We start from the raw sequence: 19228 nt of genomic DNA on the forward strand, positions 1-19228 counted from the left end.
CAGCTGGAGGCGCGGCTGGCGGCGCAGCTGGCGGCGCGGCAGGTGCAACTGGCGGCGCGGCAGGCGCGGCTGGCGGGGCGGGGACTTCAGTGGAAGGCACCTCGGCGCTGGGAGTGACTGTCGGGGTGGCAAGGGCCGTGGGTGAAGATGTCGCAGAGGCGCCCAGACTGGGGGCCGCACTCTGTGCTGTCGCATTCTCCGCCGGCTGGGGTCCACAGGCTGAAAGCATAAGGCTGAGAGTAAGACCGGTCATAGTCACGGCACTACAGAGTCTGAAGCGTTTGTACATCATGTTTCTAATTCCCCCTGAAAGGCGCGTAATAGCGCAGTGCCTGCCCCCTCAAAACCCCTTTTTCGGGACCAGCGGCATTAGTCAAAGACTAGGTGGACATAATTGCTCTGTCAGAGCTTTTTCAGAGGCAGAATCATAACTCCTCTATAACGAATCTGGCACGCCAGAACGGCACACTAGGAGGTGCTGATGCCTTGGTGAGATGAGGCGACCTCCAAGCTCAGTCCATATTCGTGTGCCACGTAGTCCCCAGCCCATCTATCCGGGTCTGCGATTGGTTTTGCAAAGGAACAGACTGGCTCATCAGCTACGAAGTGGCTTTTCAGACCCTGCCCGCGCGAATACTGAGGTCCTGCCGCCAATCTCCGACGACTCCTTGGTGGCCAAGCCGAAGATGCCATCCACCCAATCGCACCTCGTTGTCCGGCGTGCGCCCACGGTCGCGGCTGCGGCATCGGCGGGGCCGACAACTGCGCCGCTGCCAACGCCATGGCCGACTAGCCGTGAGTGCAACGATCCGGCGGTTCCAAAATGGCGAGGTGCCTCCCGAGTCAAGTTTGCCGCACCGTGGCATAGGCATACTCGACCGGCCCCTGCCCCCAGCCCGAGGCGCTCGGCGCTCGGCGCTCGGCGCTCGACAAATGGAGGGCCCGGCATGCCGACGTGCATCCCGCAGACGTACCATCGACGCAATGCTCGGGTCGAGTTCGCTCTGGTACCGGGCGCGGGTGAACCTGCACCACCCCGAGAAAGAGCGCCCGCCACAGGAGATTCCCATTAATGGCAACTGGAGGTGCGACGGACCTGGTAGGCAACTGGTCTGGGGCGGTATTGATGTTAGGTGGCCCGGGCACTGCCGGGTGGTGAGCCCATCGCCCTTGCGCCTGCCTCGGATATGTTTGCAAGGACAGCGCAATGAGGCCCCTCACCGTAATGTTCATACGGCATTCCCTGAGCAGGAATTCTGTGGACGATCGTCTGAGGTGTCGCGTGCGCGATGGGGCCCCTAACGGCACCGCTCGACAACAACGCGAGCCGCCGCGGGAGGGCGTCCGACATACTGGTCCTATGCAGGCGACGACGGTGTTGGTCGAGGGCGAGAGTGACCGGTTGGCGGTCGAGACGCTCGCCCTCCGCCTCGGCCATGACCTAAAAGCCCTGCGGGTGTCGGTCGTACCAATGGGAGGTGCGACCAGCATCGTCCACTTCCTCGACTGCTACGGCCCGAATGGCGCGGGCCACCGGTTGCTCGGCCTGTGTGATGCAGGGGAATCTCGTGGCATTGCCCGCGCGCTCGGCCGGGCCGGTATCGGGTCCGGTTCGCTGGCCGAGCTTGGATTCCATGTCTGTCAGGCCGATCTAGAGGACGAACTCATCCGCTGCCTTGGGATCGATGCCGTACTCAAAGTCATCGCGGCTCAGGGCGAGCTCGCGTCGTTCCGGCTCCTCCAACGCCAGCCGTCACTGCGGGAGCGGCCAATAACGGGGCAGTTGCGCCGGTTCCTCGGAGGACGCAGCGGTAACAAGGTCCGATACGCCCCACTGCTCGTCGACGCATTGCCGGTTGGACAGGCGCCTCCGCCGCTCGCTCGCCTCGTTGCGTCATTCTCACAGTGATCCGCGTCCAGGAATGGTCGCATGCCTTCACCGCGTCCAACAAGGCATGCCGAGCCGCACCTATCGTTGCCGTTCGCCGGGGAACTCGATTCCGAGCTGGTTCCGGATGGCGTCAGCTACGGCCATGGTCCGGATGGACTCGGCGAGCGGCCGCTGCGGGACTTCCAGTTGCCCTGCCGCAATGGCACGGGCGACAGCGGCAGCCTCGTAGTGCAGACCGTCAACTTGCGTTCCGACCGGCTCTTCATAGGCCAGTCGGGTGCCGTCCGGGAAGCGGATGGTGAAGCCGCCAGGCATGTTGAACGGCCCGTCAATGGTCAGGGAGGCCTCCGTGCCCACGATGGTGGCCGAAGTTGGCGTGAAATTGTGCAATTGGGTGTTCATCATGGCCTGGCGTCCGCCGGTAAAGGACATGACAGCGGAAAGCTGGGCGTTGACTCCGGATTCATGCGGTTCGCCGAGCGCCACGAGTCGGTCCGGTTCGCCCAGGACGGACGTGATGAGCGAGAGCGGATAGGTCCCGAGGTCCAGCAACGGGCCGCCTGCCAAGGCCGGGTCGAAGATCCGGTGGCTTCGGTCAAAGTACTCGCCGTATTCAGCGAAGACCGTTGTGAGGTCCCCGAGCATTGCGGAGTCGAGCACCTGACGGATGACGTCGAACTTGGGCAGGAAGAATGTCCACATGGCTTCGGCGGCGAACAGGCCGGCCCCGGCTGCCCGGCTGGCGATGCCTGCCGCCTGTTCGCGATTGATGCCGATTGGCTTTTCAACCAGGACATGCTTGCCGGCATCGAGCGCCAAAAGAGCAGCCTCGTAGTGGACGTTGTGCGGCGTGGACACGTAGATGATGTCGACGTCGGAGGCCGCCAGCTCCTCATAGCTGCCAAAGGCAGCAGGGACGCCGTGTCGACCGGCAAACGCCCCGGAGCGGTCCAGCGAGCGGGATCCGATCGCAGCAATCACCTGCGAGGTGTGCCCCTGCACGGATTCCGTGAAGCGTGCCGCAATCCAGCCGGGACCCATGATCCCCCAGCGGAGTGGGTGTGCATCGCGGGATTCTGGAACCCGATGCTCAGGGAGCGAGCGGTTCCCGGTCATGTCAGTCCGCCTTAAGGTCGTTTTCGATTCTCATGAGAGGAGCAAGCCGTCCCCGATTTGTCCTGACATAATAACAAATCTAATCCGCTCCGTACCAGTCCGTTGGCTGGTTCATCGACCTCGCACGACTGTACCTGTCAGAACACCACCGAAGGACCGAGCCGGTGAAAATGTGAAGGCGGACGAGGTGTTGCATGCCTTGGCGGAGCGCCTGTCGTCTTGCCCTAGACATGAACTTATCTGGGCTGATTCCCTCCGCCTTACTGCTGCGCGATCAGTCGGGCGATATCGGCGTCGTCGTCGCGAATCAGCTCGCCCGACACCTCGACCGTGACCGAGTGGATCGTGCCCGTGAACGTGAACGGCGGCTGGTAGCTCCTGGTTGCCGGGGCGCCAAAATCGTACCCGCAGCTGAGGCCCTCGAGCTCAAAGAAGTGCGGCGTGGTGTATGGGAAGTCTGCGTTCCCGACGAGTCTGCCGTCGATGTAAAGCTGGGCGCGTCCGGGTGTTCCTTGGCCCATCTTGAAGTCAGGCTGACCAGTGGGCTCGAACTCATAGCGAACGGCATGCCGCCCCGGAGATAGCGGTTCGGACGAGGAAACCTCAAACTGTTCGCGTCCGACATAGTTGTACACGTACCGCAAGCGTCCATCTTCCACGAAGAAGGCGTAGCCGCCGGCATCTCCACCCTGCGCTATGAGAACGCCGCTTGAGCCGTCGGTCGGAATCTCGACGTCCGCCTCGATGGAGTGGGGACGGTTGTAGATGGGTGGCGCCGCGAAGGCCGGGACCAACGAGGTGTGCGGGCGATAGACGAAGCGGGTGCGGGGCTTCGATGCCTGCGGACGCTCCGTCGCCAGGCGTGCCTGAAGCGAGCCGTCCAGCGGCAGCACTTTGTATTTCTCGGCCTCCTCCCACCAAAGGGCGATCAGCTCGCGCAGCCGGTCGGGGTGTTCGGCAGCGACGTCGGATGACTCCGTGGGATCCTCGTTGATGTCGTAGAGCTCCCATCCGCTCGAATCGAGCTGCTCTAGGACCTCCGGCGTGATCGGATCACCCAGCCGGCGGCCCATGGCTGCGGCCTCGGTGAAATTCGGCCCCGGCCAGGGACACACCGCCCGCCAACCGTCATCGTAGATCGCCCTGTGACCGAACATCTCGAAGTACTGCGTCGTGTGGCCGGTCGGTGCGTCCGCCGCGTCGAAGGAACTGGCGAAACTGACCCCTTCGATCGGTGCCTGGGTAACTCCACGCACGGCTGCCGGCGGCTCAACGCCAAGGGCATCGAGAACGGTCGGCACCAGGTCGATCGCGTGGGCATACTGGCTGCGGACTTCGCCGCGGGCCGCGATCTTCGCCGGCCAGGCGACGACGAACGGGTCGGTCGCCCCGCCGCGGTACGTCTCGCGCTTCCAGCGGCGAAACGGCGTGTTGCCCGCCCAGGTCCAACCCCACGCGTAGTGGTTGTACGTCCGCGGGCCGCCCAGCTCGTCGATCAAGGCGAGGTTGTCGTCGAAGCTCTCGGGGACCTGATTGAAGAACAGCATCTCGTTGAAGGAGCCCGTCGCGCCTCCTTCGGCCGAGGCGCCATTGTCGGAAATTACCATGACCAGCGTGTTCTCGAGCTCTCCGATCTGCTCGAGAGTGTCCAGGACGCGCCCGAGGTGATGGTCCGCGTGCGAGACGAACCCGGCGTAGACCTCCATCATGCGGGCATACAACCGTCGCTCGTCGTTGCTCAGCGAATCCCACTCCGGGACGTCTGGGTCCCGTGGCGATAGTTCGGCGTCGGCCGGAAACAAGCCAATCTTCTTTTGCTGGTCGAACACGGTTTCGCGGTAGGAGTCCCAACCCTCGTCGAACCTGCCGCGGTACCGGTCGGCCCAGTCCTTCGGCACGTGGTGCGGGGCGTGTCCCGCCCCGGTGGCGTAGTACATAAAGAACGGCTTTTCCGGCGCGTTGGCCTCGCTGTCCAGGATCATCTTGATCGCCTGGTCCGCCAGGTCCTCGCTCAGGTGATAACCGTCCTCGGGCGGCCGCGGCTGGCGTACCGACGCATTGTCCTGGATGAGGTCGGGATACCAGTGGTTGGTCTCGCCGCCAAGGAACCCGTAGTAGCGCTCGAACCCCCGGCCAAGGGGCCTCCGGTGGAACGGTCCGGCCGGGGAGTTGTCCTCCGACGGCGACAGGTGCCACTTGCCCACACAGAACGTGTTGTAGCCGTGGTCGATCAACATCTCGGGCAGCATGCCATTCTCGAACGGCATCCGGCCGTCGTAGCCCGGGAAGCCGGTTGCCAGCTCCATAATGCTGGCGACCCCGTTGGAGTGGTGGTTGCGGCCGGTCAGGATGCACGAGCGGCTCGGTGAACATAACGCGGTTGTGTGCATGTTCGCGTACCGCAGGCCGCTCGCCGCGACGCGGTCGATGTTCGGCGTATCGACCAGTCCACCGAAGCAGGAGAGCTGTCCGTAGCCCACGTCGTCGAGCACGACGAGCAGCACGTTTGGCGCATCTTCCGGTGCCCGTTGCGGAGCGGGCCAGGCCGGCTCCGACTCCTCGACGGTCCGCCCGGTCACGCCGGGGAACGGGTCTTCTGGGTTGTACTCCGTGATGGACATGGGACTCCCCTGGGTGGCTGCTCTACTGGGTCATCATTCACTCTGATCCGGCACGTCAACCTCCGCCTCACCCGCAGAGAATGAATCTGAACGCCGTTGGCGTCGGTTAGGCATTCGCGAGCTTCACCCCACACACGCTTAATGGGATGGTCGTGGTCGCCCTGGGCATTGCCAACGCCTGTCCCTTTGGGCTTAGGACGCAGTCTGGAACGATGCCGCGTTGGCAGGTAGCATCTGCCCAAGCCATGGCGCGCCGCAACCGGGTCCCACCTCCCGGAACAGCGGGCCCATGCGGACGGAAAGGATAACGCCCGGTATGCCTGTCACGACGACGATGTTGGATGTTCCGGCTGGTGAGTTCCTGATGGGATCGGGCGAGTTCTACGACGACGAGAGACCCCCACACCGGGTCCGCGTACCGGCCTTCGAGCTGGATCAGCGTCCCGTGACCAACGCGGAATTCGCTGCGTTTGTTGCGGCAACGGGCTACCTGACTGTGGCCGAGCGGCCGCTGGTCCCGGCCGAATTTCCCGACCTCTCGCCCCGTGACCTGACCCCGGGCGGGTTGGTCTTCACGCCTTCACCCGGGCCGGTGGACCTGGGCGACTGGAGACAGTGGTGGCGCTGGGTCCCGGGCGCGTCCTGGCAGCAGCCGCTGGGCCCCGGATCCTCCATCGAAGGCAGGGAGGACCACCCGGCAGTGCAGGTCTCCTTCGCGGACGCCGGCGCCTATGCGGCCTGGGCCGGCAAACGGCTGCCGGACGAAGCCGAGTGGGAATTTGCGGCCCGGGGCGGACTATCCGACGCGTTCACCTACGCGTGGGGCAACGAGCCCCGCCCGGACGGTGTGCTGATGGCCAACACATGGCAAGGACGTTTCCCGTACCTCAATACCGGCGCGAACGGGTGGAAGGGAACGTCCCCGGTCGGGACGTTCCCCCCGAACGGCTACGGGCTCGTCGACATGATCGGCAACGTGTGGGAATGGACCAGCAGCTACTACTCGACCCGCCACGACACGGTCGCGATAGCGGTAGAAGTAGCAGGGACTCACGACCGGGCAAGCGGGTGCGCATGCACTCCGCACCGGGATAAGGCCGCCGAAAGCGTGGAGCCCGGGTCCGGCATCCCGCGCCGCGTACTCAAGGGAGGCTCGCACCTGTGCGCCCCGGAGTACTGCCTGCGTTACCGCCCGGCGGCGCGCTCCCCGCAGGCCGAGGACACGGCAACCTCGCATATCGGTTTCCGGTGCGCACGTTCCCTGACACCGGATCAGTAATCCAGGGAGTCCCCGCGACGCCCGTAATTTTGGAATCCACCCGGTCCGCCGGCTGGGATGGTCGGACGCGTGTGCGGGACGTACGCAATTGTCAGCAACCGCGTAGGCAACTTCCTGGTGCACGGCAACTGCTCCCTTCACTCATCCATGGCCGATCGGCAGATATGCACATAACAACGGTGGCCGATCCGGTGCCCAGCCCGGCCGCACCGATCGCCAAACCAGCTGCAATCGCCATCAGGAGGTTCTTTGGGTTGACCGCTGCGAGCAGGAGGCCGAGGCCGAGTGCCTTCGCAGCAGTCAGACTGTCAATGGCCTGCATCCACTTCGGAAGGGCCGGTTCTTCATCTCCCCGGGGTCGGCCCCGCCACTCTTTCAGGCCGACCAGCAGGATCAGCACCGCCAGAGCCAACTGAACGACGCCGACAATCGGCTTGGTCTGGTCCGTATCTTCCTTCGGGATCGCCGAGGAGAGCAACGCGAAGACTGAGACGGCCACGAGGATGCCGGCGATCCACCCGACAAGGAAACCGACGCTCGTTCCCCGCGCCGTGGGCGATAACAACATCAGGATGGCAGCGATGATCGGGATGGGGCTGATCGCTATGCCGAGGGTCAGCGGCAGGATCTCACCTATAACTGCGAGCATCGTTTCTCCTACATGGGTCCGTCGCCGAAGGACAATTTTTGGCTCGCCTGACGTGTGTGCGGGTCAGGATGTGGGTGGTAGGCAGCAAGGCACGAGCACGCCACAGCTTAGGCAGTTCCTGCACAACCAATCTGGCACGTCACACGGAGAATCGCATGGGTGACCCGGGGAAGAACGCGGCCACCCTGGACGGGGTCTTCCTTGCGTTGGATGGTAACCGGGTGCCCGCGCCTCCTACTGCCGTGCCATGGCTATGTTCATCCGGTCCTCGGGGGTAATGAGATGATCGTGGCTGTCATCGCCCAGATCGATCTGCACCCATTCGATCTCCCCGGTGAATCTGCTGTCGGCGGCCGCGTAGCGGTCGGACACGGGGGATGCGTGATCGATGCCGATGTCTGCCGTTTCGTCCAGCGAGAACAGGAACGGATGGGTGCGCTCGAGGTGCCCTTCCGCTACCTGGTTGCCGTCCACGAACAGTGTGATTTTCGCGCCTTTGCCCAGTCCGCCGCCGTCGTAGACGGATTCCGCGCGGACCTGGTGGGCCCCAGGGGCCAGCGGCTCCGGGGCCGTGATGTAGGTGGCGTGGAGGCCCAGGAAGTTGTAGCAGTAGCTGAGTTTTCCGTCATCCATGAAGAGCGCCCACCCGCCGCCCGTGCCGCCCTGGACGATGATGACGCCGCGCGGACCGGACTCGGGGATGGAAACGGCGGCCGTGACGGCGTGTGACTTGTTCTTGGTGTTGATGATCGAGTGCTCGTTCAGGCCCGTCATGCCGCGGAAGAGCCGCTGGGAGTTTCCCCTAATAAGCCGCGGCCGTCCGGCGACTTCCGCATCCGCCCGCTCCATGAGGCGGTCGTCGAGCGGCAGCACGTTGTAGCGGACGGCTTCGATGAGCCAAAGCCGCTGCAGCTCGTGGAGGCGGTCCGGCTGCTCCTCTGCGAGGTCGTGTGACTGGGTCCAGTCGGTTTTGGTGTCGTAGAGCTCCCACACATCGTCGTCGAAGGCCGGCGCCTGGCCTTGTTTCCACGGGATGCTGTGGCATGTCACGGCGGTCCAGCCATTGTGGTAGATGCCGCGGTTGCCGCCCATCTCGAAGTACTGGGTGGTGTGCGTGTCGGCGGCGTCGGCGTCGTCGAAGGAATAGCGCATCGACGTGCCCTCGAAGGACTTCTGCGTGACACCGTTGATGGTGTTGGGCTCTGGCAGCCCGACGACCTCCAGCACGCTGGCGGCGATGTCGATCACATGGTGGAACTGGTTGCGGATCTCCCCGCGGGCCTTGATCCCGCCAGGCCAGTGGACAATAGTGCCGTTTCGGGTTCCGCCGAAATGCGAGGCGACCTGCTTGGTCCATTGGTAAGGCGTGTCCATGGCATGCGCCCAGCCAACGGCATAGTGGTTGAAGGACTCGGGGCCACCGAACTTGTCAATATGCTGGATCAGGAATTCCGGAGTCTCCAGGTCGCTGGCCTTGTTGAAGTACGTCATCTCGTTGAAGGTGCCGTTGAGCGAGCCCTCCGCGGAGGCCCCGTTGTCACCGACCATGTAATAGACAAGCGTGTCGTCCAGGATGCCGTCCGCCTCCAGAGAATCGATCAGGCGTCCCACGTGGTGATCGGCATATTCAAGGAACGCCGCGTAAACCTCCATCTGGCGTGCCAGCACGGGCTTGAGCTCCCCCGGCATGTCCTCCCATGCGGGAATTTCAGCGTGCCGGGCCGTCAGGACGGCCTCGGCGGGGATCACCCCAAGCTCCTTCTGGCGCGAGAAGGTTTCCTCCCGGACAGCGTCCCAACCCTGGTCAAAGCGCCCCTTCTGCTTGGCGATCCAGTCCGCCGGCACGTGGTGCGGGGCGTGCGTGGCACCGGGGGCGAAGTACATGAAGAACGGCCGGTCCGGGGCCAGGGACTTCTGCTGCCGCATCCAGATGATGGCCTTGTCTGTCATGTCCGCCATGAAATGGTAGCCCGACTCGGGCGACCCCACCTCGACCGGCGTCGTACCTTCAAAGACGTTCGGATACCACTGGCTGGATTCGCCTCCAATGAAGCCGTAGAAGTGTTCGAACCCCGAGTATGTGGGCCACCGGTCGAAGGGGCCCACCGGACTCGACTCCCAGAACGGGACCTCATGGCATTTACCGAACTGAGCGGTCGAGTAGCCGGCGACCCTGAGGATCTCCGCCAGCGGCACCGCCGTATTGGGGCGCGAGGACGTATAGCCCGGTGCCGCCGTCGCTATGTCGGCCACGCCGCCCATGCCGACCGAGTGGTGGTTCCGTCCCGACAGCAGCGCCGCCCGGGTCGGTGAGCACATCGCCGTTGTGTGGAAGCGGGTGTATCTCAAACCGCCGGCGGCAAGCCGCTCGGCGGTCGGTGTTGCGCAGGGACCGCCGAAAGTACTGGCGGCGCCGAAACCCACATCGTCCAGCAGGACGATGAGCACATTCGGCGCACCGTGCGGCGGCATCGCCGGCTGGATCGGCGCAAAATGCGACTCCGGATCCTTCGCATCGTAGGGCAGGAAACCGCGGTAGCCCCGATCCGGGACAGGCAGGGAAGCGGCAGTTGAACGATGATCTTCCATGACGCTGACTTCCTAGGCTAGGATCAGCCCCCAACTTAAGCCCATCGTAGGCTCGTGCCCTAGGCCTGTCTACGCACCGTATCGGTTCACCAAAGTACTGGCGCGGAACCATTGTTGGCTCTTAATTGACTTTGTCAGTCCGGGCGATAATGGGATGAGTTTCCGCAGCGGATTTCGGGCACCAGGGGGCGGCAGCGGGCGCGGAACGTCAGCTGATCAGTACTCGCCCTTGATCACGAAGTAGGAGCCGCGGATAACGCCTGCCAGCTTTGATTTCTGGCGGGCGAACTTGAAACGTGATGCCAGTTCCTCTGGAATCTCCATGCCTTCGGCCAGTTTGAATCCGACCGCGCGCTTCCCGCCGTCCTCGATGCTGTACATGACGTTGATCGACAGCCCCGACTCGTAGAACACGTAAGCCATCCGCAAACCGTCCACTTCGAAGGCCGTTGCTTCGAGCGGGCGGGAGCCTATGACAATGTCGCGCTCGTCCTTTAGGATGCGGCTCACCCGGTCGCCCACCTCGGGAACCTCGATCGCCGGGCTAACGGTGAAGACGTGGTCGTACTTGTTGCGGTAGTACCGGGCTTCGTTGGCGCGTAACCCAGCAAGCGACTCGGCGACCGGAGACGATTCCAGGCCGACAGTAGAAACGTTCTCGAAGTCAACAACGTACGGCATGCGTCCTCCTGAGCAGATGTGATGGACCAACGATAACGTGACGACATGCTTTCGCCGACGTCCGGGTGACAGGTACTGCCAGGCCACCCCTGGCATCCGCGTTCATAGCGGTCCATGCCTGTCATGCGGAGCAGGAGCCCCCGATTTAGTCCCCGGCTTTGAGGCGCCCTGCTGTGATTGTGGCGAGGTCGTCACGGAACATTTCGGGTTCATTCTCCGTGGGGAGGTCGACAATGTCTTCGGCCGCATCCAGAGATTCGGCCGGGTCTGGTGTCAGGGAGGTGAAGACGGTGGTGAGGTCGTCTTGTTCGGGTCCGTGCTCGGCAATGAGTTCGAGAGTTTTGTGGTTGGCGGCGTCAATGTGAAGGCTGTCGATGAGGACGCGGGCGATCTGGTCCCTGGCGATAACGCCGTCGGCGGGTGATCCGGACTGTCGCCTGTCGCCTTGCAGCGTGACAATCGTCCGCTGTTCGGGTTGGTTGTAGTCGAACCAGCCGGGCCGCACGATCGTGTAGGGGTTGCCGCTCGCCCGGACGAGCCGCTCGCTGCGCAGCTTCCACTGGGCGTAGGCGACGCCTGGTCGTGTGGTGCCGATAGCAGTCATGAGGGAAATACGGGTCCGGCGGCCGGCCAAGGCTTTGAGGACGTTGGCTACGCCGGTGTAGTCGTTGTCCCGCACGTCCCGTTCGCTGGTGGTGGTTCCGTGGGTGAACACGATCGCGTCGACTGCGTCGACAGCCGGGCCGAGAGTATCTGGATGGGTCAGGTCACCAATCACCAGGTCAACCCCGTCGGGAAGAAGGCGGGCGGCGCGGGCCTGGTCGCGCACGAGTGCCCGGACCGCGTAGCCCTGTTTCAGCGCCTCGGCCACGGCGTAGCGGCCGATGCTGCCGGTGGCACCGACGATCAGGACGGTGGAGGGACGGTGGCTCATTTTTTCTCCTTGACTGCGGGCTTTGTCGTTTCACGCTGGGTGGCGGCCCAGCTGGCGAGGACTTTCAGTGCGTCCTCGGAGGGCGTGGCGGGATCTGCTGTGTACACGTTGATGCGCAGTCCCGGGTCTGCTGGGAGTTCCAGCGCTTCAAAGCTCAAGTCCAAGTCACCCACGATCGGGTGGTGGAGCCGTTTGCGGCCGGTGCGGTGGTGCTTGACGTCGTGACGGGCCCACCGCGTGCGGAACTCCTCGCTGCGGGTGGAGAGTTCACCGATCAGGTCCGTGAGGTCCTTGTCGTAGGGATTTTTCCCCGCCGTGGAACGCAAGACTGCGACGACGTCGTCCGCTGCGCGTTCCCAATCGGCGAAGAACTCCCGCGCTTTCGGGTTCAGGAAGGTGAAGCGTGCGCTGTTCGGCGGTGTGGACCCCTCTGCCATCATGTCCAGATACAGGGCACGGCCCAGTTCGTTGGCGGCCAGGACATCTCCGCGGTCGTTGCGGACCCAGGCCGGCGCCGTCGTGATTGCATCGATGACGCGTTGCACGCTCGGCCGCACCGTCTGCGGGCTGCGCTTGCGCCGCACACGGGGGGAGGCGGTGGCGGCGCGGGCAAGGTCAAAAAGGTGGGCCGTTTCGGCGTCGTCGAGCTTCAGGGCACGCCCGAGGGCTTCAAGGACGCTGTCCGAGGCGCCGGAGAGGTTTCCCCGCTCAAGGCGTATGTAGTAATCGATGCTCATCCCGGCGAGCATGGCGACTTCCTCCCGGCGCAGCCCGGTAACCCGCCGGTTGCCGCCATAGACCGGCAGCCCGGCCTCGTCTGGCGTGATCCTTGCGCGGCGGGAGGTCAAGAACTTCCGCACGTCGTCGCTGTGTGTCATGGCTTCCACGCTACGCGCGGTCGAAGGGACGAGGGAGGGACTGGCGTTACCCGGAACGGCAGTGACTCCCGGCCGGTAAGGAATCAAGGTTGCATTGAAAGCATGAAACCTGCACCCGCAACCGCTCCCCACCCGGCGGCGATCCTGGCGATCATCCTGATCAGCTACTTCATGATCCTGCTGGACAACTCGGTCATCTTCACTGCCCTGCCGAGCCTGCAGTCGGACCTGCAGCTGAGCACCGGTGAGCTCTCCTGGGTCCAGGATGCATACACGCTGGTCTTCGGCGGACTTCTGCTCCTCGGCGCCCGGGCAGGAGACCTGCTCGGGCGCCGCCGGGTGTTCGTGTTCGGGCTGGTGGTGTTCTCGATCGCGTCCCTGCTGATCGGGCTGGCCCCGGCGGGCTGGTGGGCGATCGCCGGCCGCGCGGTCCAGGGCATCGGGGCTGCGATCGTCGCGCCCGCCTCACTGTCCCTGCTCACGGCCAGCTTCCCGGAGGGCCGTGAGCGCACCCGGGCCGTCGCTTTGTACGGTGCTACCGCAGGGATTGGAGCCAGCCTTGGCCTGGTCATCGGCGGGGCGCTGGCGCACTGGATCTCCTGGCGGGCCGGCTTCTTCGTCAACGTACCCATCGGCGCCGCGATGATCGCACTCGCGCCGCGGTTCATCCCGGAAACAGGCCGGGCCAGCGGACGCTTCGACGTTTTCGGCGCGCTCAGCGCCACATTGGGTGTCGGCGCGCTCGTGTTCGGGATCATCAACACAGTCGACACCGGGTGGACTTCCCCGGTTACGGTCACAGCCGTCAGCGCCGGCGTCGTGCTCCTGGTCGTGTTCGTACTGATCGAGCGCAGGGCGGCCCAGCCGATCATGCCGCTGCTGCTGTTCGCGAGCCGCCGTCGCACCGGCGCCTACGTTGCCCGCTTCCTGTACCTGGGCGCGATGATCGGATTCTTCTTCTTCACCACCCAGTACCTGCAGGAAGTGCTCGGCTTTGACCCGTTGCAGGCAGGCATCGGATTCCTGCCCATGACTGCCGTGAATTTCGCTGTCGCGATGAGCATCCCGCGTCTCATAAGGCAGATACCGGGCTCGGTTCCACTCGTGGCCGGCATCATGTTCACCCTTGCCGGGATGTTCTGGCTCAGCCGAGTCGGAGTCGACTCCGCATACCTGACCGAGGTGGCTCTGCCCATGATCCTCATAGGCGCCGGTCAAGGCCTCGCGTTTGCGCCGCTGACCTCGTTCGGCATCATCGGCGCCTCCGCCTCCGACGCCGGCGCCGCATCGGGCCTGGTAAACACCTTCCATCAGGTGGGCACCTGCCTCGGGCTTGGCATCGCGGTCGCTGCCGCAGCCACCCTCCCGACCACTGGTTCTGCCGTAGCGCACCTGGCCGCCGAGGTCAGTGTCGCCCTAACTACAGGCAGTGTCCTCCTGCTCCTTGCCTTGGCCGTCACCGCGGCCCTCATTCTGCCCGCAGACTTGGCTGCCCGCCGCACCAGGGCACCCCGGATGGCCGTTCCCGTACCGGAGGCCGAGCGCGTCCGCTGAGCTGCGGGAGAGCCTAGTCCCCAGGTTCTGCAGCCACTAGGACCACTTCTTCTGCGTGCTGAAGTACAAGCTTTCATTCCCTTCGACCCGCGCCTTCAACAACACAAAGGAAAACTCCCATGAAAACACGCATACTCGGCGACGGCCTTGAGACCTCGGCCATCGGCCTCGGCTGCATGGGCCTGAGCTTCGGCCTCGGCCCCGCCACCGACCGGACGGAAGCACTAGCCGTCATACGGTCCGCCGCCGAACGCGGCGTCACCCTTTTCGACACCGCCGAAGGATACGGCCCCTACGTCAACGAGGAACTCGTCGGCGAAGCGCTGCAGCCAATACGCGACGACGTTCTGGTAGCGACCAAGTTCGGGTTCGACATCAACAGGAACGGCGAAACAGTCGGACTCAACAGCCGCCCCGGACACATTCGGGAAGTCGTCGACGCCTCACTGCGCCGGCTGCGCACCGACCACATCGACGTGCTCTACCAGCACCGGGTCGACCCAAACGTTCCAATGGAGGACGTCGCGGGCACCGTGAAGGAACTCGTTACCGAGGGCAAAGTGCGTCACTTCGGACTGTCGGAAGCGAGCGAAACAAGCATCCGCCGGGCCCACGCCGTCCAACCAGTTGCCGTCATCCAGGACCACTACTCGCTGTGGATGCGGGAGCCGGAGACCAGGAAATTCAGGGTTTGTGAGGAGCTCGGGATCGGACTGGTCGCCTGGGGACCTCTCGGGCAGGGATTCCTCACCGGGGGCATCACACGGGAAATGCGGTTTGATAATCCGGATGACCTCCGCGCCGACTTCCCGCGTTTCACCCCGGAGGCGCTCGAGGCGAACTTCGCCCTCGTCGACTTCCTCAAGCAATTCAGCGCCGAAAAGGACGCATCCCCGGCTCAGATCGCACTGGCCTGGCTGCTGGCCCAGAAACCGTGGGTCGTGCCGATCCCCGGTGGCACCCGCATCGCGCACCTGGACGACAACCTCCCCGCAGCCGACCTCGAGCTCACCGCGCACGACCTCCGGCAAATCGACGAAGCCCTCGCCGCCCTCGACCTCGTCGGTGCACCGCTCTCGGCTGACCTTGACGCCGCGATCGACCGCGACCGCTAACCCGGCCGGTCCGGGGGCAACGACCGACGGGCGACACCCCTCGCCGGGCCGCCTCCGCTCGATAGAGGTAATGATGTGCCCTCCCACAACTGCGCACCTCTGAATACCGTGAAAGGCATGGACATGAAACTTACTCTCAACAACGGCATCACGATGCCAGCTCTTGGCCTGGGTGTCTTCCAAAGCGCCCTCGAGCAGACCACGGCCGCGGTCGAGGCCGCTCTGGCAACCGGCTACCGGCATATCGACACGGCGGCCGCGTACGGCAACGAGCGGGAGGTCGGGAAGGGCATCCGCAGCTCGGGCCTGGACCGTTCGGAGGTGTTCATCGAGACCAAGGTCTGGGTCAGTGACTACGGCTACGACCAGACCTTGCACGCCTGGGACAAAGCGACCGGCAAGCTCGGTGTGGACTACCTGGACCTGTTCATCCTGCACCAGCCCGCCCCCGACCGGTTCGAAAAAACCATCGCCGCATACAAGGCGCTGGAGACCCTACTTACTGACGGGCGCGTGCAGGCGATTGGTGTCAGCAACTTCATGCCCCACCACCTGAAGCAACTGCTCGACTCGACCGACGTCGTCCCGGCCGTGAACCAGGTCGAACTGCACCCCTACTTCACCCAGCCCGACGTACAGGCAGCCGACGCCCAGCACGGGATCCTCACCCAGGCCTGGTCACCGATCGGAGGGATCACCTTCTACCCAGGGTGGGGCCAGGACCGCCGGAACGTCATGGAGGACCCGACAATCGCCACCATCGCACGGGCCTACGGCAAGAGTCCCGCGCAGGTCATGCTCCGCTGGCACCTGCAGCAGGGCCGCTCAGCCATCCCGAAATCGACGAACCCGGCACGCATCGCCGAAAACTTCGACGTGTTCAACTTCGAACTCAGTCCTGATGAACTCACCGCCATCGATTCGCTCAACACCGGCAACCGCAACGGTCCGGACCCGGACGAGGCCCGCGAGGAACGCTTCGCCATGGTCATCCCCGAAGCCTAAGACCTCCGAAGCCTAAGACAGAGAGAAGGAGCCATCATGGAATACCGTCCCCTCGGCCGCACCGGTGTGCAGGTCAGTCCCTTGTGCCTGGGTGCGATGATGTTCGGCCCCTGGGGCAACAAGGACACCGCCGATTCCATCCGAATCATCCACCACGCCCTCGACGCCGGCATCAACTTCATCGACACCGCCGATGTCTACTCCGGTGGGGCATCCGAGGAAATCGTCGGCGAGGCACTGGAAGGCCGGCGTGATGACGTGTTCCTTGCCACGAAGTTCTTCATGCCCATGAGCGAAGATCCAAATCAGCGCGGCGGATCCCGCCGCTGGATCATCCGCGAAGTCGAAAACTCCCTCCGCCGGCTGAACACCGACTGCATCGACCTCTACCAGGTCCACCGGCCCAGCCCCGACACCGACGTCGAAGAGACCCTCGGCGCCCTCACCGACCTCGTCCGCCAAGGCAAGGTACGTTACATCGGCTCCTCGTCATACTCCGGAGCCCAGATCGTGGAAGCCCAATGGGCGTCCCGGGACCGCAACCTGGAGCGGTTCGTCACCGAGCAGCCGCCCTACTCGATCCTGGTCCGCGGCATCGAGGAAGACATCCTCCCGACGGTGCAACGCCACGGCATGGGCACCCTCACCTACAGCCCGCTCGGCGGCGGGTGGCTCTCAGGGCGCTGGCGAAAGGACGCAGTGTCCGCACCCACCTCCTCCGCACGACCGAGCGTCCGGTTCGATATGACAAGCGCGGCGAACCAGCGCAAGCTCGACATCGTCGAAGAACTCGCCCAGCTCGCCGAACAAACGGGACTGTCCCTCATCGAGCTGGCCCTCGCGTTCGTGATCAACCACCCCGGCGTTACGTCCGCCATCGTCGGGCCGCGCACCATGGAACAGCTGGAGTCCTATCTGCCCGCCGCGGACGTCAAACTGAGCACCGATGTGCTGGACCGCATCGACCAGCTCGTCGCGCCCGGAGTGACCGTCAACCCTGACGACAACAGCTACGGGGCACATGAACTCACAGCGCAGGCACGACGACGGACACAGCCGTGACCGCCGCGGCCCTGGAAGAGCTCCACAGCGCGTTGTTCGAGGCGATGGTGGCCCGGGACGTGGCAGAGCTGGACGCCATCCTCGCTGACGAATACACCCTTACGCACATGACCGGATATGCGCAGGCCAAGGCGGAATGGCTTGAAGACATCGCAACGGGCCAGATGCAGTACCACCGGATGGAAACCGTCGAGACCACCCTCAGCTCGGAGGGCACCTTGACCGCGCTGACAGCCCGAACACTCACCGACGCCACAATCTGGGGATCCAGGGCCACCTGGCGACTGACGCTGCGCTCCTGGTTCGAACCCCGCGGCCACGAATGGGTCATAACACGCACAGTCGCATCAACCTGGTAGCAACCCGACTATCACAACCCGTCCTTCGGGCGGGAGCAATAGCGCACACAGATCGAAAGGAGACGTCGTGGAGGGCCTGGAAACCGTTGTACTCCTGGGCGTGACCGTGCTCGCGGGTGCGATCCTGGCTCCCAGACTCCGGGTGGCCGCTCCCTTGCTGCTGCTGGTTTTCAGCCTTGTCCTCGGTTTCGTCCCGCAGCTGCGACAAATTGAGCTTCCACCGGAGACAGTGCTGCTGATCTTCCTGCCGGTCATGCTGTTCTGGGAGAGCCTGACCACCTCACTCCGGTCGATCCGGCGGGACCTGCGCGGCATCGTTTTGCTCAGCACTCTGCTGGTGGTTGCCACCGCTCTCGCAGTGGCAGGTGTGGCGAACCTCCTTGGTCTGCCATGGAGTGCCGCACTTATACTCGGCGCGGCCCTGGCTCCTCCGGACGCGACGGCGGTCGCAGCGCTCGGACGGATGCTGCCGCGCCGGAACTTCATGCTGCTCAAGGCCGAGAGTCTGACTAATGACGGTACGGCCCTGGTGCTGTACGCCATCGCCGTGGGTGCGGCACTGGGCGGCAGCTACACCCCGGTCAAGATCGCCGGCCTGTTCGTCCTCTCCTATGTTGGTGGGGCGGTCGCCGGAATCCTGGTCGCAGGCGCGGCCTACCTGCTCTTGGTCCGTGTACGCGACCCGCTCATCATCAACATTGCCCTGCTCATCACCCCGTTCGCTGCTTTCCTGCTCGCCGAAGCGGTTGAAGCGTCGGGCGTGCTGGCCGTTGTTGTCGCCGGGTTGATTATCTCCTTCACCTCCAGCCGGATCAGCACGGCAGCATCGCGTCGCCAGACCGAGTCCGCATGGCCTCTCGGTTCCTACCTTTTAAACGGCGCCTTGTTCGTTCTCGTCGGTCTTCAGGTGCAGGCTGCCGTGCACCAGATCAACCCCCGTGACGTGGGACGGCTTCTGCTGTCCACGGTTGCCGTTTGGCTGGTCCTCATCATCATCCGGTTCGTGTTCCAAACCGTGAGCATCGCCGTCATCCGAATTCTGGACAGGCGCCCCTCCCAACGCCAGCGCCGGATGACCTACCGGGCCCGGGTCGTCAGCTCCATTGCCGGCTTCCGCGGGGCAGTTTCCCTCTCGATCGCGCTGTCCGTGCCATCGGCACTCAATGACGGCAGCCCGCTCCCCGGACGCGAGGACATCATTTTCATCACTGCCGGCGTCATCGTGCTGACCATGCTCGTCCAGGGACCGTTACTGCCTGCGGTAGTCCGCTGGGCCAAGCTTCCCGATGAACCTGAAGATGAAGAACTCCGCCTGGCCGAGCTGGCCATCGCTGAGGAAATCACACTCCGCCAAGCCGTACTCGGCAAGAAACGCGAAGCACTCCTGGGGCTCCGCCTCGCTGGCACGGTCGATGACACCGTCGCCCGGCGACTTCAGACCAGGCTTGATGTCGAAGAACAACGCCCGACCGGCGTCGAAATCATCGACTGAGGG

15 protein-coding genes are annotated in these 19228 nt (G+C 64.3%); 8 read left to right on the forward strand and 7 right to left on the reverse strand.

Going from position 1 to position 19228, the window contains the following annotated elements; genetic code table 11:
* Positions 1-1360 precede the first annotated feature (1360 nt).
* Entirely contained in the window at positions 1361-1909 is a 549-nt protein-coding gene (locus ACZYZ5_RS11115; RefSeq protein ID WP_463901781.1) for a TOPRIM nucleotidyl transferase/hydrolase domain-containing protein, read from the forward strand.
* A gap of 60 nt (positions 1910-1969) precedes the next feature.
* Here ACZYZ5_RS11115 and ACZYZ5_RS11120 read toward each other — a convergent pair whose 3' ends face one another.
* On the reverse strand, positions 1970-3007 hold the full coding sequence (locus ACZYZ5_RS11120; RefSeq protein ID WP_463901782.1) for a Gfo/Idh/MocA family protein: 1038 nt from the start codon (positions 3005-3007) through the stop codon (positions 1970-1972).
* Positions 3008-3267: 260 nt separating this feature from the next.
* Complete coding sequence (locus tag ACZYZ5_RS11125; RefSeq protein ID WP_463901783.1) at positions 3268-5628, reverse strand: sulfatase-like hydrolase/transferase; 2361 nt, start codon at positions 5626-5628, stop codon at positions 3268-3270.
* A gap of 316 nt (positions 5629-5944) precedes the next feature.
* Here ACZYZ5_RS11125 and ACZYZ5_RS11130 point away from each other — a divergent pair, with 316 nt between their 5' ends.
* Positions 5945-6907 (forward strand): formylglycine-generating enzyme family protein, encoded by a 963-nt coding sequence (locus ACZYZ5_RS11130; RefSeq protein ID WP_463901784.1) that lies wholly within the window; start codon positions 5945-5947, stop codon positions 6905-6907.
* Between the two features lie 91 nt (positions 6908-6998).
* Here the strand turns inward: ACZYZ5_RS11130 and ACZYZ5_RS11135 are convergent, their stop codons facing one another.
* From ACZYZ5_RS11135 to ACZYZ5_RS11155, 5 genes are all read right to left on the reverse strand, one after another.
* Positions 6999-7556 (reverse strand): GAP family protein, encoded by a 558-nt coding sequence (locus ACZYZ5_RS11135; RefSeq protein ID WP_463901785.1) that lies wholly within the window; start codon positions 7554-7556, stop codon positions 6999-7001.
* A 234-nt stretch (positions 7557-7790) separates the two neighbouring features.
* Positions 7791-10145 (reverse strand): arylsulfatase, encoded by a 2355-nt coding sequence (locus tag ACZYZ5_RS11140; RefSeq protein ID WP_463901786.1) that lies wholly within the window; start codon positions 10143-10145, stop codon positions 7791-7793.
* A gap of 216 nt (positions 10146-10361) precedes the next feature.
* Complete coding sequence (locus ACZYZ5_RS11145; RefSeq protein WP_463901787.1) at positions 10362-10826, reverse strand: DUF8821 family protein; 465 nt, start codon at positions 10824-10826, stop codon at positions 10362-10364.
* A gap of 145 nt (positions 10827-10971) precedes the next feature.
* Positions 10972-11760: an SDR family oxidoreductase gene (locus tag ACZYZ5_RS11150; protein WP_463901788.1), complete on the reverse strand. Its 789-nt coding sequence runs from the start codon at positions 11758-11760 to the stop codon at positions 10972-10974.
* Positions 11757-12638, reverse strand: a complete 882-nt coding sequence (locus tag ACZYZ5_RS11155) for a helix-turn-helix transcriptional regulator (RefSeq protein ID WP_463901789.1) — start codon at positions 12636-12638, stop codon at positions 11757-11759. The genes ACZYZ5_RS11150 and ACZYZ5_RS11155 overlap by 4 nt, the downstream gene beginning before the upstream one ends.
* Before the next feature lie 102 nt (positions 12639-12740).
* On the opposite strand from ACZYZ5_RS11155, the gene ACZYZ5_RS11160 reads away from it, so the two are divergent.
* The 6 genes from ACZYZ5_RS11160 (at position 12741) to ACZYZ5_RS11185 (ending at position 19225) form a co-directional block, all read left to right on the forward strand.
* Positions 12741-14192: an MFS transporter gene (locus tag ACZYZ5_RS11160; protein ID WP_463901790.1), complete on the forward strand. Its 1452-nt coding sequence runs from the start codon at positions 12741-12743 to the stop codon at positions 14190-14192.
* A 119-nt stretch (positions 14193-14311) separates the two neighbouring features.
* Positions 14312-15307 carry an aldo/keto reductase gene (locus ACZYZ5_RS11165; RefSeq protein WP_463901791.1) on the forward strand — a complete coding sequence of 332 codons (996 nt, stop codon included), beginning with the start codon at positions 14312-14314 and terminating at the stop codon, positions 15305-15307.
* Positions 15308-15430: 123 nt separating this feature from the next.
* Entirely contained in the window at positions 15431-16312 is an 882-nt protein-coding gene (locus tag ACZYZ5_RS11170; protein WP_463901792.1) for an aldo/keto reductase, read from the forward strand.
* A 36-nt stretch (positions 16313-16348) separates the two neighbouring features.
* Positions 16349-17374: an aldo/keto reductase gene (locus ACZYZ5_RS11175; protein WP_463901793.1), complete on the forward strand. Its 1026-nt coding sequence runs from the start codon at positions 16349-16351 to the stop codon at positions 17372-17374.
* Positions 17371-17733: a nuclear transport factor 2 family protein gene (locus tag ACZYZ5_RS11180; RefSeq protein WP_463901794.1), complete on the forward strand. Its 363-nt coding sequence runs from the start codon at positions 17371-17373 to the stop codon at positions 17731-17733. Before ACZYZ5_RS11175 ends, ACZYZ5_RS11180 begins: the two co-directional genes overlap by 4 nt.
* 67 nt (positions 17734-17800) lie before the next feature.
* Positions 17801-19225: a Na+/H+ antiporter gene (locus tag ACZYZ5_RS11185; protein WP_463901795.1), complete on the forward strand. Its 1425-nt coding sequence runs from the start codon at positions 17801-17803 to the stop codon at positions 19223-19225.
* Positions 19226-19228 lie beyond the last annotated feature (3 nt).

Source organism: Pseudarthrobacter ribosi (assembly GCF_055412865.1).